General features: G+C 67.4%; 8 protein-coding genes. 5 read left to right on the forward strand and 3 right to left on the reverse strand.

Translation table 11 applies throughout. The features are described from left to right. Positions 1 to 432: 432 nt before the first annotated feature. Positions 433 to 981 (reverse strand): Dps family protein, encoded by a 549-nt coding sequence (locus AC1DKR_RS20465; RefSeq protein ID WP_478034891.1) that lies wholly within the window; start codon positions 979 to 981, stop codon positions 433 to 435. An 86-nt stretch (positions 982 to 1,067) separates the two neighbouring features. Between AC1DKR_RS20465 and hrpA the strand changes: the two genes are divergently transcribed. Then, positions 1,068 to 5,153: an ATP-dependent RNA helicase HrpA gene (gene hrpA, locus AC1DKR_RS20470; RefSeq protein ID WP_478034893.1), complete on the forward strand. Its 4,086-nt coding sequence runs from the start codon at positions 1,068 to 1,070 to the stop codon at positions 5,151 to 5,153. A gap of 138 nt (positions 5,154 to 5,291) precedes the next feature. Here hrpA and AC1DKR_RS20475 read toward each other — a convergent pair whose 3' ends face one another. Further along, the gene (locus AC1DKR_RS20475) at positions 5,292 to 5,828 is read right to left on the reverse strand and encodes a hypothetical protein (RefSeq protein WP_478034895.1); all 537 of its coding nucleotides are present in this window, start codon (positions 5,826 to 5,828) and stop codon (positions 5,292 to 5,294) included. Positions 5,829 to 5,958: 130 nt separating this feature from the next. Here AC1DKR_RS20475 and AC1DKR_RS20480 point away from each other — a divergent pair, with 130 nt between their 5' ends. Both AC1DKR_RS20480 and AC1DKR_RS20485 read left to right on the forward strand, forming a co-directional pair. Then, positions 5,959 to 8,115 (forward strand): bifunctional (p)ppGpp synthetase/guanosine-3',5'-bis(diphosphate) 3'-pyrophosphohydrolase, encoded by a 2,157-nt coding sequence (locus AC1DKR_RS20480; RefSeq protein ID WP_223496236.1) that lies wholly within the window; start codon positions 5,959 to 5,961, stop codon positions 8,113 to 8,115. Positions 8,116 to 8,145: 30 nt separating this feature from the next. After that, positions 8,146 to 9,711, forward strand: coding sequence for a hypothetical protein (locus AC1DKR_RS20485; protein WP_363732029.1), 1,566 nt, complete (start codon positions 8,146 to 8,148; stop codon positions 9,709 to 9,711). Here AC1DKR_RS20485 and AC1DKR_RS20490 read toward each other — a convergent pair. After that, the gene (locus tag AC1DKR_RS20490) at positions 9,708 to 11,807 is read right to left on the reverse strand and encodes a glycosyltransferase (RefSeq protein ID WP_478034903.1); all 2,100 of its coding nucleotides are present in this window, start codon (positions 11,805 to 11,807) and stop codon (positions 9,708 to 9,710) included. The two genes, AC1DKR_RS20485 and AC1DKR_RS20490, sit on opposite strands and share 4 nt — an antisense overlap. A 95-nt stretch (positions 11,808 to 11,902) precedes the next feature. Here AC1DKR_RS20490 and mrcB point away from each other — a divergent pair, with 95 nt between their 5' ends. Both mrcB and AC1DKR_RS20500 read left to right on the forward strand, forming a co-directional pair. Further along, the gene (gene mrcB / locus AC1DKR_RS20495) at positions 11,903 to 14,344 is read left to right on the forward strand and encodes a penicillin-binding protein 1B (protein WP_478034918.1); all 2,442 of its coding nucleotides are present in this window, start codon (positions 11,903 to 11,905) and stop codon (positions 14,342 to 14,344) included. After that, positions 14,341 to 14,877 (forward strand): hypothetical protein, encoded by a 537-nt coding sequence (locus AC1DKR_RS20500; RefSeq protein ID WP_478034920.1) that lies wholly within the window; start codon positions 14,341 to 14,343, stop codon positions 14,875 to 14,877. Before mrcB ends, AC1DKR_RS20500 begins: the two co-directional genes overlap by 4 nt. The last annotated feature ends 194 nt before the right edge of the window (positions 14,878 to 15,071 follow it).

Genomic DNA, 15,071 nt, shown 5'->3' on the forward strand with positions numbered 1-15,071 from the left:
CCGTAAACCCGTCCATGGGGGCTCGATGGCGCCATCCATGGCGCCAACGGTCCTGCAAGCCCACACCGCCCCACCCCCGACAGATTTCCGGTGACGGTTGGTAGATCCACGCCATGCGTGGATGAAATCTGTCAGATATCGACAAATAAAATGGGGTCGGATCCGTTTTCCTGCGGAAAACGGATCCGACCCCAAGCTTTAAGAGTTGGCCCGACAGATTGCGGAAGACTGTCGAAGGCGGGGTGGGTCCGGTTGCGGGGGCGTAAGCGCCATGGATGGCGCGACCGAGCCTACAGGGACGTATTCACGGCGTCCCCCGCAACCGGACCGACCCCGCCTACCCACAGGAAGCCAGCTTTTGCTCTGGCTCTGGCCTTGGCTTCAAGGCCTCTGCAGGTGCAGGGCGCAGCCCTGCCGAACCACCCAAAACCTTTACTGGAGCAGCGAGCGCAGCATCCACGCGTACTTCTCGTGGGTCTGCAGGCGCTGGGTCATCAGATCCTCGGTCGGGGCGTCGTCAGCATCGTCGGCCACATCCAGCACTTCACGTGCCGTACGGCATACCGCTTCGTTGGCGACCACCAACTGGCGTACCATTTCACGCCAGTCCGCACTGTCGGTCAGGCCCGGCTCCTCGACGATCGAGGTCAGCGCAGCAAATTCCCGGTAGGAGCCCGGGGCATTGAAGCCCAGTGCGCGGATGCGCTCGGCCACATCGTCCAGTGCCGCCCACTGCTCGGTGTACTGCGTCTCGAACATGGTGTGCAGCGAGTTGAACATCGACCCGGTGACATTCCAGTGGAAGTTGTGGGTCTTCAGATAGAGCGTGAACGCATCGGCCTGGAACCGCGCCAATCCGTCGGCGATCTTCTTGCGGTCGCCTGGGGTGATCCCGATATCGATGTTGGGGGCCGACGGCGCGGAAGCCGCAAGCTTCTGCTTGCCGGTCTTGGGCTTGGTCGTGCTCTTGGTCTTCGCCATGGGGTTCCTCCTTGTGGAATCGTTGGCCTTCACAATAAATCAGTCGTGATGACTGGTCGCATTCAAAGTTTTAAACGAACCGATTGATGAACGCTATCGACAAAATGCCGCAGTCCCGCCAGCGCCAACAGCGTGCCGCCATCGACGGCGCCATGAGCCGCGACCGTGGACGATTGCTGGGAATGCTCTCGCGTTGCCAGGCCAAGCCACAGGATGCGGCGTTGGCCGCCAGTTTCGAGCAGGCCTTGCAGGTTTCGGTGCAGCGCCGGCAGGCGCGGGCGCAACAACAGCCGGCCATTACTCTGGACCCACAGCTGCCGATTGCGCGTGAAGCCGAGACCATCACCCAGTTGATCCGCGACCACCAGGTGGTGGTGATCGCCGGTGAAACCGGCTCGGGCAAGACCACGCAGCTGCCGAAGCTGTGCCTGGCCGCCGGCCGTGGCCAAGCCGGCATGATCGGCTGCACACAGCCGCGCCGGATCGCCGCACGTGCGGTGGCCAGCCGTGTCGCGCAGGAACTGCAGAGCGAGCTGGGCCAGCTGGTGGGCTACCAGGTGCGCTTCAACGACAAGGTCGGCGAAGACACCCGCATCAAGTTCATGACCGACGGCATCCTGCTGGCCGAGATCGCCAGCGATCGCTGGCTGTCGAACTACGACACGATCATCGTCGACGAAGCGCACGAACGCAGCCTCAACATCGACTTCCTGCTTGGCTATCTCAAACAGCTGCTGCGCAAGCGCCCGGACCTGAAGCTGATCGTCACTTCGGCGACCATCGACACCGAGCGCTTCGCCCAGCATTTCGACAATGCGCCAGTGATCAGCGTCGAAGGCCGTACCTATCCGGTCGAGGTGCGCTATCGCGCGCTGGAAGGCGAGGGCGAAGACCAGGGCGAACGCACGGTCAACGATGCGATCGTTGCGGCCATCGACGAAATCACCCGCCTGGATTCCCGTGGCGACGTGCTGATCTTCCTGCCGGGCGAGCGTGAGATCCGCGATGCGCACCAGTCGCTGGAGCGGCGCAAGTACCGCAATACCGAAGTGCTGCCGCTGTACGCGCGGCTGTCCAACCAGGACCAGGACCGCGTGTTCAATCCCGGCCCGAACCGGCGCATCGTGCTGGCCACCAACGTTGCCGAGACCTCGTTGACGGTGCCGCGCATCCGTTATGTGGTCGACCCCGGTTTCGCCCGCGTCAAGCGTTACAGCCCGCGCAACAAACTGGACCGGCTGCACATCGAGCCGATCTCGCAGGCCAGTGCCAACCAGCGCAAGGGCCGCTGTGGCCGCGTGGCCGAGGGCATCTGCTATCGCCTGTATGCCGAGGCCGATTTCCAGGCGCGGCCGGAGTTCACCGATCCGGAAATCCGTCGTTCCAGCCTCGCGGGGGTGATCCTGCGCATGCTGCAGCTCGGCCTGGGCCGCATCGAGGACTTCCCGTTCCTTGAGGCGCCGGATGAGCGGGCCGTCGCCGATGGTTGGCAGCATCTGACCGAGCTGGGGGCGATCGACAGCGAGCGCCACTTGACCGCGATCGGCAAGCAGATGGCGCGCCTGCCGGTGGACGTGAAACTGGCGCGCATGCTGGTGGCGGCGCAGGCCGCGGGCTGCCTGCGACCGATGCTGGTGATCGCCTCGTTCCTGGGCATCCAGGATCCGCGCGAGCGACCGCCCGAGGCGCGCGGCGCGGCCGACAACGCACATGCGCAGTTCGCCGATGGCCGCTCCGAGTTCGTCGGTGTACTGCGCCTGTGGGACGCCTATCGCCAGTCCCATGAGGATCTGACCCAGTCCAAGCTGCGCGACTGGTGCGGCCGCCACTTCCTCGGCTTCCTGCGCATGCGTGAATGGCGCGAGCTGCATCGGCAGCTGCGCCTGTTGTGCGAGGAACTGGGCTGGAAGGAAGAGGCCAACGAGGCATCGATGGCACCGCTGCTGGCCGGCAGCAGTGCGCCGGCTCCGGCGCGCGATGATGCTGCTGCGGTGAAGGCGACCCGTGGCCAGCTGCACCGTGCTGCGCGCCTGGCCCGCGAGGGCAAGGCCGAAACGGCGCCCGCGCCGGTCGCTGCCCGTGCGCAGAAGGACCAGGCGCCCGACGGCGGTGGTTACAGCGAACGCGTTCGCGCCACGGCTTACCAGACCCTGCATCGGGCCTTGGTGGCGGGCCTGCCCACGCAGATCGGCCATCGCAGCGAGAAGGGTGATTTCCAGGCGCCGCGCCAACGCCGTTTCCTGCCGTTCCCCGGTTCGACGCTGTCCAAGCGGCCGCCACCGTGGCTGCTGGCCGCCAACCTGCTGGATACGCAGAAGGTGTGGGGCATGACCCTGGCGGCGATCGAGCCGGACTGGGTGATCGCCGAACTGCCGCACCTGCTGCTGCGCAAGCACTTCGACCCGCATTGGTCGCGTGCGCAGGGCCAGGTGCTGGCCTCCGAGCAGATCAGCCTGTTCGGGCTGGTGCTGGCGCCGAAGAAGCCGGTGCATTACGGCCGCATCAACGCCGGCGAGGCGCATGACATCTTCGTGCGCCAGGCACTGGTGACCGGTGAGATCAACACCCGTGCCAGCTTCGTGGCCGACAACCAGAAGGTGCTGGAGCAGGCACGCGAGGAAGAAGCCAAGCTGCGCCGTGCCGGCATCGTTGCCGACGAGGACTGGCAGGCACGCTGGTACCTGGACCGGGTGCCGCCGCAGATCCACTCCGCGTCAGGGCTGGATGCGTGGTGGAAGGCGTTGCCGCCGGAACAGCGCAAGGGCCTGCACTGGTCGTTGATGGATCTGCTGCCGGGCGAAGGCAGCGAGCAGGAGCGCTACCCGAAGTACCTGGCGTTGGGCCAGGCGCGGTTGCCGCTGCACTACCGCTTCGAACCCGGGGCCGAAGATGACGGCGTGACACTGGACGTCCCGCTGCACCTGCTCAATGCATTGGATGCGGTGCAGTTGGGATGGTTGGCGCCCGGTTTCGTTGCCGACAAGGCGGCCGCGCTGATCCGCAGCCTGCCCAAGGCGATGCGGCGCAACTACGTGCCGGCGCCGGATTTCGCGCGCGCGTTCTACGAAGCGTTCCCGCAGCCCAGTGCCGATGCGATCACCGGTGAGCTGGCGCGCTTCCTGTCACGGGCAACCGGGGCAACGGTGGCCGCGATCGATTTCGAGCCCGGTTCAATCGAGCCGCACCTGCACATGAACCTGCGCCTGCGCGATGAGCAGGGCAAGGTGCTGGCAACCTCGCGCGACCTCGATGTGCTGCGTGCGAAGTTCGGTGGCCGTGCCGGCGATGCGTTCGCGGCACGTGCCGGGCGCGAGATGGCGGCCGATGGCCTGCGCACGTTCCCGGCCTCGCCGATTCCGCTGCAGGTACCGGGCGAGGCCGGCGTGCCGGCCTATCCCGCGCTGAAGGATGAGGGTGACAGCGTTGCACTACGCATCTTTGCTGATCGCCAACAGGCCGAGGAAGCACACCCGCTGGGCGTGCGTCGACTGCTGGAGATCGGCCTGGGCGAGAAGATCAAACAGGCACGCAAGCAGTTGCCGGTAGCAGCGAAAACCGGCCTGTTGTACGCCTCGATCGAAACCCAGGAACGCCTGCGTGGCGATCTGGTCGATGCGGCGCTGAATGCCGTGCTGGCCGACGGCCTGAGCGATATCCGCGATGCGGCGGCGTTCGAGCAGCGTCGCGAACACGCCGCAAAAACGCTGTTCGGCGAAGCCATGCAGCGGTTGAAGCTGGCCGAGTCGATCCTTGCCCTGGTGGCCGAGTTGAAGCCGATGCTGGAGGCGCCGTTGATGGGCTGGGCGCGCGGCAATCTGGATGACATGGAAGCGCAGCTGGTTGGGCTGATCCATCCGGGTTTCCTGCGCGACACGCCGGCTGATGTCCTGGCGCAGTACCCGCGCTACCTCAAAGCGATGATCCTGCGTACCGAGCGTGCCAAGCGCGATCCCCCGCGTGACCAGGCGCGCATGCTGGAACTGCACCCGTTCCTGGAGGCGTTGCAGGTGGGCGAGCAGCAGGGCCTGCGCGAACGGCCGCAGTGGCAGGCATTACGCTGGGACCTGGAAGAGCTGAGGGTATCGCTGTTCGCCCAGGAACTGGGCGCACGCACCGGCGTTTCGGCGAAGAAACTGGCACAGCGGGTGACCGCACTGCGCCAGGCCTCGTAACCCCTGGGCTGACCCCGCCGGGTACTGGCTGGCGGGGTCAAGCGGAATGGCATCCACGCATGGCGTGGATCTACTGCGGGACGTGGCGCAGCAGGTTGCCGCCGAGCATGGTCTCGGCGGTACCGGCTGACAGCGTCGTTACTTGGTGCGGCGCACCTTGGGCTGGGTGTTCACGCCTTCGACCTTCAGGTACCACACGCCCATCACTCCGGGGCTGATGCTGACCTTCGGCGACTGCTTGCGTACGCCGGAAATCGAGGTGGCATCGGTCTGTTCCCACTGCTGGCCATTTTCCAGCACGTAGATCCGGCCCTTGCCGAAACCGCGGAACTCGCCCTGCAGCACGCCGCTGATCGGCTCGCTGCTGCCGAAGTCGAAGAAGCCGCGGTTCTTCACGATCACTTCCTGGCGGCCTTCCTCGCGCGCTTCTTCGCGCACCGCAGCGACCGCCTCGGTGGTGGCAGCTTCAACCTTGCCCTGCAGCCAGCGGTTGAGCGTGGCCAGCTCGGCGGCATTGAGCTTGTCCAGGCCTGCGGCCTTGAATTCGGCCGGCGACATCTGCTGCTGCAGGTCGCCCTGCACCACGCGCTGGGCCAGCGCGGGTGCCGACAGGGACAGCAGCACGGCGGCACAGGCCAGAAGGCGAGGGCGGAAAGACAGGGTGATCGAAGGCATGGCGGAACTCTCCCGTGGATGTCGGCGAGTGTAGCGGCATGTCCACATTCCCGGCGATGCTGGCCGCGGCGATTGTTCCTGAACGGCTGCGGCGCTAGTGTAGGGGCTTCTGTCTTGCCTGCTCGATGCTGTGAACCGCGCTTCCGTCCCCGGCCTGGATGCCTTGTTGAACCGCCCCTCGGCAGCCGTGCTGCCGGCTCCGCTGCGCCAGGCCCTGCGCGGGCATTGGGAAGCGCCCGACTGCGACCCGCAGATGCGTGCCAGCTGGTCGGTGCTGGGCGATACCCTGGACGCGCTGGCGATGCTCTCGGCAGACGAGGGTGCCGTGGTGGCGGCCCTGCTGTTCGATCTGCCGGGCCTGCGCGTCCATCTCGATGCACTGCCGCTGGGCAGCCACAAAGCGGCGGTGATCGGCCTGCTCGATGGACAGGATGCGGCCGATCCCGTCTGGGCACTGCATGCCGGTCGCGAGGCCGGCCGCAACAGCGAAGGCCTGCGCCGGTTGCTGCTGGCCATCATCCGCGACCTGCGGGTGGTACCGATCCTGCTGGCCCGGCAGCTGGCGCGCATGCGCGCGGCCGACAAGCTCGATGAGGAGCAGCGCCGCGCGCTGGCCCAGTTGACCCGCGACATCCATGCGCCGCTGGCCAACCGGCTCGGCATCTGGCAGTTGAAGTGGGAGCTGGAAGACCTGGCCTTCCGTCACCTGGAGCCGGAAACCTACCGGCGCATCGCGCGTGAGGTCGACGAAACCCGCATCGCCCGCGAGCGCTACGTCGAGAATGTGAAAAAGGTGCTGTCGCGCGAACTGGGCGTGCAGGGCATCCGCGCCGAGGTCAGCGGCCGGCCCAAGCACATCTACAGCATCTGGCGGAAGATGCAGAAGAAGCGCCTGGCTTTCGACCAGCTGTATGACATCCGTGCGGTACGAGTGATGGTCGACGACGTGGCCGCCTGTTACGCCGCGCTCGGCGTGGTGCATGCGCTGTGGGCGCCGGTGCCGAGCGAGTTCGACGATTACATCGCCCGGCCCAAGGCCAACGATTACCGCTCGCTGCACACGGCGGTGGTTGGCCCGGAAGGGCGCACCATCGAAGTGCAGATCCGCACCCACGACATGCACGCGCAGGCCGAGCTGGGCGTGGCCGCGCACTGGAAGTACAAGGAAGGCGGCAAGGGCGCGGAGAAGTCGTTCGATCGCAAGATCACCTGGATGCGGCAGCTGCTGGAGCAGGCGCAGGACGGGCAGGGCAATGAACTGGCCGGGGCGCTTGATGCCGAGCTGACCGAAGACCGGGTCTACGCGCTGACCCCGAAGGACGAGGTGCTGGACCTGCCGCAGGGCGCAACGCCGCTGGATTTTGCCTACCAGGTGCACACCATGGTCGGGCACCGCTGCCGTGGGGCCAAGGTCAACGGCCGCATCGTGCCCTTGACCTACCGTCTGCGCAGCGGGGATCGCGTCGAGATCCTCACCGGCAAGGAGGCCGACCCGCGCCGCGACTGGCTGATGCCGGCCAACGGCTTCCTGGCCAGCAACCGCTCGCGCGAGAAGGTGCGCAGCTGGTTCCACAAGCTGGACCGTGCGCGCAACGTGCAGGCAGGGCGCGAGCTGCTGGAGCGCGAACTGAAGCGGCTGGGCCTGCAGCATTCGGACCTGTCCGCGGCGGCGAAGAAGTTCCATGCCGACAGTGTCGACGACCTCTACATCCAGGTCGCCCTGGGTGATACCGGCCCCAACCAGGTCAGCCGTTCGCTGCTGGAAGCCGAGCGTGCGGCCAGCCAGCCGGCGCCGACGTCGGCATTGCCGCGGCCGACCGCGCGCCGCGAGAACCTGGGCAAGTCCAAGTTCACCGTACAGGGCGTGGGCAATCTGCTGGTGCAGCTGGCGCGCTGCTGCCAGCCGGTGGCGGGCGAACCGATCGTCGGCTACCTCACCCGTAGCCGTGGTGTCACGGTACATCGTGCAGACTGCGTGGCACTGGCACGGCTGGCTGCGTCCAGTCCGCAGCGGATCCTGCCGGTGGAATGGGGCCAGGCCGGCGGTGGCTATGAAGTGGACGTGGTGGTCGATGCGGTCGACCGCCGCTGGTTGCTGAAGGACATCACCAATCTGATCGCACAGGAAGACGCCTACGTGCTGGACATCCACAGCGACAACGTCCGCAACAGTGGCCGCGCGCATCTGCGCCTGCGGCTGAAGGTCAGCGACTACGGCCAGTTGTCGAATCTGCTGGGCAAGCTCGATGCGTTGCCGGGCGTCAGCGAGGCGCGTCGTCTGGGCTGAGCTTCACGCTGCCCCGGCTACCCTGCACGCATGGAACGCGAGCCCCCGCATCGCTCACATAGCGCCGCACATCCGGCGCTCGATCGCGTTCGCCGTGAAAGCCGCTGGTGGTGGCTGCAGGCGCGCCATGCACGCCGGGTGTGGCGTTGGGCGCTGTTGACGGCTGCAGCCGTGTTCGTGCTGCTGGTGCTGGTGCGCAAACCGCTGGCGGACTGGTTCTGGGATGAGCCACAGATAGAGCAACTGCTGGCCGAGGGCGATCGTGCGCTGGCAGAAGGTCGCTTGACCGCGGGCGACGGCAGCGGCGCGCGAGAACGCTATCAGGCGGTACTGGCCCTGGATGGCGACCGTCCGCAGGCACGACAGGGCTTGGCCCGCACCGGTGCGGCAGCGCTGCAGCACTCACGCGAGCGGCTGCAGGCGGGCGACCTGGACGGCTGCGCGCAGGCGCTGGCGCTGGCGCGTGAGCTGCAGGTGCCGCGTGCCGAGGCAGACGCGGTGGCCCAGCAACTGCAGGCGCGTCGTCGTGCCGGGGCTGGCATCGGCGCCTTGCTTGCGCAGGCCCGCAATGCCTTTGCAGCGGGGCGGCTGGACGACGGCGACAGCAGTGCGTTGCCGTTGTTCCAGCGGGTGCTGACGCTGCAGCCGGACAACCTGCCTGCGCTGGAAGGTCGCGAGGATGCATTGAGCGATCTGCTGCAGCAGGCGCGTGCACAGGCCGCGCGCGGCGAATTGGCCACGGCGGCTGCGATCCTGCAGCGCGCACGTCAGTTCGATGCAGGTCATTCCGAGCTTCCTGCCAGCCAGGAGGCGCTCTCCCAGGCCGTCGATCAACGGCTGCAGCAGGGTCAGCGTGCGCTAAAACGGCAGCAGCTTGAGACGGCTGCGGATAGTTTCCAGGCCGTGCTGGCGGTCACGTCCGATGATCCCACTGCACTGCGTGGGCGCGAGCAGACCGTGCAGGCATTGCTGGCGCGCAGCCAGAAGCGGGCCGACGATTTCCAGTTCGAGGCGGCCGACAAGGATGCTGCGCTGGCGGCAGGTCTGGGTGCCTCGCAAGCGGCGCAGCAGCAGCTTGCACAGCGCCTGCAGCGTGCGCGGCAGGCACGCCAGTCGTTGCAGCAGCCTGGCATCAGCGCTGCCCAGCGTGAGCGCCAGCTGCGTGATCGGTTGCGCCAGATCGATCGCGCCGAGCGTGCCGGGCAGTGGATCAGCCCCCCCGGGCACAGCGCCTTCGATGCGCTGCGCGAAGCGCAGGCACTGGCACCGCGCGACAGCCGGGTCAAGGCGGCGGCAGCGCGCCTGCTGCCCGCCAGCAGGTCCTGTTTCGATGACAACCTGCGACAGAACCGGGTGCAGGCCGCAGGTGCCTGCCTGCAAGCGTGGCAGACCCTGGCGCCGACGGCCGCAGGATTGCCCGATGCGCGTTCCCGCCTGGCCCAGCGCTGGCTGGCGATCGGCAGCGAACGGCTGGGTCGCGGTGATGTGGAATTTGCCGCCTCGGCCGTGGAGCAGGTGCGGCGGTTGCAGCCGGATCTGGCCGAGCTTGCCGCGTTCGAGGACCGCCTGCGGCACGCAGGCGGCCACATCGACTAGTCGAAGAACACCCGCTGCACGGTTGCCGATGCGGCATCCAGCGAGAAATGTTCGGCCACGTTGGCCAAGCCAGCGGCGGCCAGCTGCTGCCAGAGCACAGGGTCCTGGTACAGGCGGACCACCGCATCGGCAAAGCCCGCTGCATCGTCGGCCACCAGCACGTCCTGGCCGGCACGCAGGTGCATGCCTTCCACCGCGCAGGTGGTGCCGACCACGGGCTGGCCATGGGCCATGCTCAGGTTGATCTTGCCCTTCACGCCGGCGCCGAAACGCAGCGGCGCGATGGCGATCCGGGCACCGTCCATGTACGGAACGATGTCTTCGACGAAGCCATGCATCACTACGCCCGGCTGGTTGGCTGCCAGGGCAAGCAGCGTGTCCGGTGCACCGGCACCGATGCAATGCAGGCGCACCTGCGGCAGCGCCGCGCGGACGTGCGGGAACACATCGCCGATGAACCACTCCATCGCATCCAGGTTCGGCGGATGGCGGAAGCCGCCGACGAACACCAGGTCGTGGCGCTGCGCGAACGGTGCACCCGTGCCGGCGACCTCATGCAGGTTGGAGATCAGCTCCACCCGGACCTGGGGCGCATCGGCCTGCAGCTGTTCGCGCTCGGCGGCGCTGACCAGCACGGTGATGTCGCACCGGTCCATCACTGCCAGTTCGCTGGCGCGGGTGCGTTCGGCGTTGCGCAGCAGGCCAGCATCGCCCGCCACTTCCGCACCCCTGCGTTCGCGCAGGTAGTGCAGGTCGACGGTGTCGAACACGGTGCGCGCCTGCGGCGCATAGCGCTCAAGCAGCGGCAGGCATTCATTGGCGACGTGGTGGCGCACCATCATCACCACGTTGAAGCGGGTACCGTGGCTGCGCAGCCAGCCTGCAACACCGTCCAGGAAGGGCGTATACCAGACTTCCACGCCCATCCGCTGCAGGGCTTCGGTCGCCACGCCGCCGTGTTCGCGCCGGGTGGGCACGAATACCACGTGGGCGCCGCCCTGCAGCAGCAGGCGGATCAGGTTGACCTGCCGCAGCGAGCCGGAGTCGCGCTCCGGGCGCGGCACTTCCTCATCCAGGATCAACACCTGGCGACGGCCGCGCAGCAGCAGCGCCGGCGAGGGTACCTCGCCGAGCTTCGGATGGGAGGCCAGTTCAGCGGCCCATCTGGCTGCGAAAACACCTTGGTTGCGTACCTGGTAGGCCTTCACGCCGCTGCCGGTATCGGTGCCGTTGCTGGTGCCTTCATCGTGGATCACCCGGCTGGCCGGTTGCACCAGCACGCGCAGGCCCTGTGCCCGCACGCGGAAGGCCAGGTCGGTATCTTCGTAGTAGGCGGGCTTGTAGCGGGTGTCGAAACCGCCCAGCTGCTGCCACAGGGCACGCGGCAGCATCAGCGCGGCGCCGGAGCAGTAATCGACGTCGCGCAGGCTGGCGAAGCGGGGATCATCGGCGGCTTCGAAACGGCCGTAGCTCCAGCCGCTGCCATCGCTGAAGATCACCCCGCCCGATTCCTGCAGGCGGCCGTCGGGGTACAGCAGCTGGCTGCCGACCAGACCGGCATCGGCGACGGTCGCAAAGGTGTCCAGCAATGCCTCCAGCCAGCCCGGCTGCGGCACGGTATCGTTGTTGAGCAGCACCACATAGCGGCCGCGCGTGCGCGACACGCCATCGTTGCAGGCCTCGATGAAACCACCGTTGTGCTCGCGGACTTCGTAGCGCAGGCCACTGATCTGCGGCATCCACTGCACCGTTGCGTCGCTGCTGCCGTCGTCCACCACCAGGATTTCGCAGGCCACCGACGGCGGGTGCGCGGCCAGGGCGCGCAGGCAGGCCAGGGTATGGTCGACGTGGTTGTACACCGGAATGACGATGCTGACGTCCGGGGTATCGCTGGTGGGCACCGCAAAGGGAGCGAACGGCTGTGCCGGTGCCAGGTAGAGCGGCTTGCGCGGTGCCGGCACCGCGCGCTGGGCGTGGACCCGGATCCGCTGCCATGTGGCCCGCCAGCCGCGGGTGCGCAGGCTGGCCAGGCTGCGGCGGGCCAGGCCGGTCAGGCGATTGATCAGGTAGCGGATTTCGGCCAGGGACATCGCCATCCGGTTGCAACTCCAGCTTAAGCAGGGGGGCCGGGAGAATTCGCCTGCCGCAGCGGCTGGGGTAGACTCGCCAGACCCTACATTGTCGCATTCCCGTGCCCCGACGCTACGATTCAGACGATATCGACGATTTCGACGACGACGACCAGCAGGACACCGGTCCGCTCTGGCGCCGCCGGCTGATCACCTGGAGCATGGCGGCGGTCGCGTTGGGATTGGGTTTCCTGATCCCCTATACGCTGTACCTGAACCAACAGGTGACGCAGCGCTTCGGTGAACTGCGCTGGCAGATCCCGACGCGGGTCTATGCACGCCCGCTGGTGCTGCTGCCCGGCAAGGCGATGGATGCGGCAACCCTGAAGACCGAACTGGCCGCCTCGGCCTATCGCGATGATGGCCAGGGCAAGGATCCGGCAACCTATGCGGTGCAGGGCGGGCGCTTCGTCATCTCCAGCCGCGGTTACAACGATGTCGATGGCCACGTTGCTGCGCGCCGGGTCGAGCTGTCGCTGTCCGGCGGCAGCATCGCCTCGCTGCGCGACGCCGACAGCCGCAAGGCGCTGAAGGCAGCCCGCATGGATCCTGCGCGCATCGCCACGCTGTATGGGCAGAAGCAGGAAGAACGCCGCCTGATCCGCATGAACGAGGCCCCGGACCTGTTGGTCACTGGCCTGCAGGCGGTCGAGGACAAGGACTTCAACCGCCATCACGGCATCGATCTGTCCGGTATCGCGCGCGCGGTCTGGGTCACGGTTCGCTCCGGTGGGCAGAGCCGCCAGGGTGCCTCCACCCTGACCCAGCAGCTGGCCCGCAGCGGCCTGCTGGGAATCGGCAAGGAACAGACCGTCACCCGCAAGTTCAACGAGGTGCTGTATGCGTTGATCATGGAAGCGCGCTATGACAAGCGCACCATCTTCGAGGCGTACCTCAACCAGGTGTATCTGGGCCAGCGCGGCAGCCAGGCGATCCACGGCATGTCCTCCGGTGCCGAGTTCTGGTTCGGCCGCGATCTCTCCTCGCTGGAAACCGAGCAGATCGCGCTGTTGATCGGCCTGGTCAAGGGGCCGTCCTACTACGACCCGCGGCGTAATCCCGAGCGGGCGCTGGACCGTCGCAACTTCGTGCTGGGCAAACTGCACGAGGCGACCTTGATCGATGATGCCGAGTACCAGCGTGCGTTGAAGGCGCCGCTGGGTGTGCCCAAGACCCCGGGCCTGGTGGCGGCCAACCGCTTCCCGGCCTACGTCGACCTGGTGCGTCGCCAGCTTGCCCACGACTATCCGGAATCGGCCCTGCAGGGCGCCGGCCTGAGCGTGATGAGTGGTATGTCGCCGTCCGCGCAGGCCTATGCCGAAGGCGCGGTCACGCGCACCATCAAGTCGCTGGAAAGCAAGCGTCGCCCCGAGCTGCAGGCCGGCCTGGTGATGACCGACGTGCACAACGGTGACGTGGTGGCGGTGATCGGCAGCCGCGAAGTGTCCGAGGTCGGCTTCAACCGTGCCATCGAGGCGCAGCGCCCGGTCGGCTCGCTGCTCAAGCCGTTCGTGTACCTGCTCGCGCTCGCGCAGCCGGACCGCTATTCGCTGGCCAGCTGGGTCGATGATTCACCGGTGACCGTGCAGCTCAGCCGCGGCCGCAACTGGAACCCCGGCAATGCGGACAACCGCAGCCACGGCACCGTGCGCCTGATCGATGCGCTCGCCCACTCCTACAACCAGGCGACGGTACGGGTGGGCATGCAGGTCGGCCCGGAACGGGTGACGCAGCTGATCCACGTGCTGGCCGGCATCAAGGCCGAGGCGAACCCGGCGGTGATCCTCGGCTCGACCGACCAGAGCCCGTACGCGATGGCGCAGCTGTACCAGTTCCTGGCATCGGGCGGCGAGATCCAGCCGCTGCACGCGGTGCGTGGCGTCCTTGATCCGCAGGGCAAGCTGCTCAAGCGCTACGACAAGACCCCTGCACCGGCACAGGAAGGTGACTCGATTGCCGCCAACCTGATCAGCATCGGCCTGCAGCAGGTGGTGGCCAGTGGTACCGCGCAGCGTTTGAATGCCGACGGCCTGGGCCGCCTGCAGCCGGCCGGCAAGACCGGCACCACCAACGATGGCCGCGACAGCTGGTATGCCGGTTACACCGGCGATCATCTGGCGGTGATCTGGATGGGCAACGACCAGAACGAACAGGCCGGCCTGTACGGCGCCACCGGCGCGATGCGCGTCTGGTCAGGCATCTTCCAGCGCCTGCCGACCGCGCCGCTGAAAGTCAGCAACAAGGGCCTCGACTGGCAACCGGTCGCAGCGACCGGGACCAACAGCACTGACGAAGGCTGCCCGGGCGCGCGGCGATTCCCGTTCGTGGTGGGCTACGCGCCTGCTTACGAGCCGTGTGCACCGGCCGCCGTGCCGGACGCGCAGGGTGGTGCCGAAGGCGAGGGCGGCGGCTGGCGCAGCTGGTTCGGCCTTGACCGTAAACCGGAACCCGCCGCTGAACCTGCCGCAGCACCCGCTGCAGCGACTCCTCCCCCAAGCCGATGATGCCGATGACTATCCGTTCGCTGTTCCAGCCCCTGGTCCTGAGTGGCCTCAGCCTGGCCCTGGCGGCCTGCGTGAGCAGCGCGCCGCAGGTGGTCAAGCCGGTGGACACCACTACGCCCGCACAGCGGCTGGCAGCCGTGGAAGCCGCAGCCGGGCCGGATGACAAGGAACTGTCGGTGCAGCCACTGCGCGATTCCCAGGTTGAGGATCTGCGGCAGACGGCGCTGACCCAGCGCAAGGGCAATGATCTGGCTGGCGCGGCCGGCAGCCTGGACCAGGCGTTGCAGATCGTGGCCGGTGATCCGTCGGTATTGCAGGAACGCGCGGAACTGGCGCTGCTGCAGGGCCAGTGGGCGGAGGCGGAAACGTTCGCACGCAAGGCTGTGGACCTTGGCTCGAAGACGGGGCCGTTGTGCCGCCGGCACTGGGCGACGATCGAGCAGGCGCGCCTGGCGCGGGGCGAGAAGGAGAATGCGGTGTCCGCGCACGCGCAGATTGAAGGCTGCACGGTGCCGGGGATCAAGCGGTACTGAGTTTCCAGCCAACGGCGCAGCCCCTCGTGGCTGGCTGCCTGGTCGCGTAAGGCAAAAGCCGCGCTGGGCCGGGCAGGTTGGATTCGCGGGGGACGCCGTGAACCCATCCCTGGGGGCTTGGCCGCGGCATCCATGCCGCGGACACCCCCGCGAACCCAACCTGCCCGGCCTCTGACAGTTTCCGTGTGCGGTCA

Source organism: Stenotrophomonas sp. 01N47, assembly GCF_056399165.1.

Bases quoted from the DNA above. Each gene is read 5' to 3' on its own strand.
- AC1DKR_RS20490 (WP_478034903.1), bottom strand. From the start codon at position 11,807: ATGGCGATGTCCCTGGCCGAAATCCGCTACCTGATCAATCGCCTGACC.
- hrpA (WP_478034893.1), top strand. From the start codon at position 1,068: ATGAACGCTATCGACAAAATGCCGCAGTCCCGCCAGCGCCAACAGCGT.
- AC1DKR_RS20500 (WP_478034920.1), top strand. From the start codon at position 14,341: ATGATGCCGATGACTATCCGTTCGCTGTTCCAGCCCCTGGTCCTGAGT.
- AC1DKR_RS20465 (WP_478034891.1), bottom strand. From the start codon at position 981: ATGGCGAAGACCAAGAGCACGACCAAGCCCAAGACCGGCAAGCAGAAG.
- AC1DKR_RS20485 (WP_363732029.1), top strand. From the start codon at position 8,146: ATGGAACGCGAGCCCCCGCATCGCTCACATAGCGCCGCACATCCGGCG.
- AC1DKR_RS20475 (WP_478034895.1), bottom strand. From the start codon at position 5,828: ATGCCTTCGATCACCCTGTCTTTCCGCCCTCGCCTTCTGGCCTGTGCC.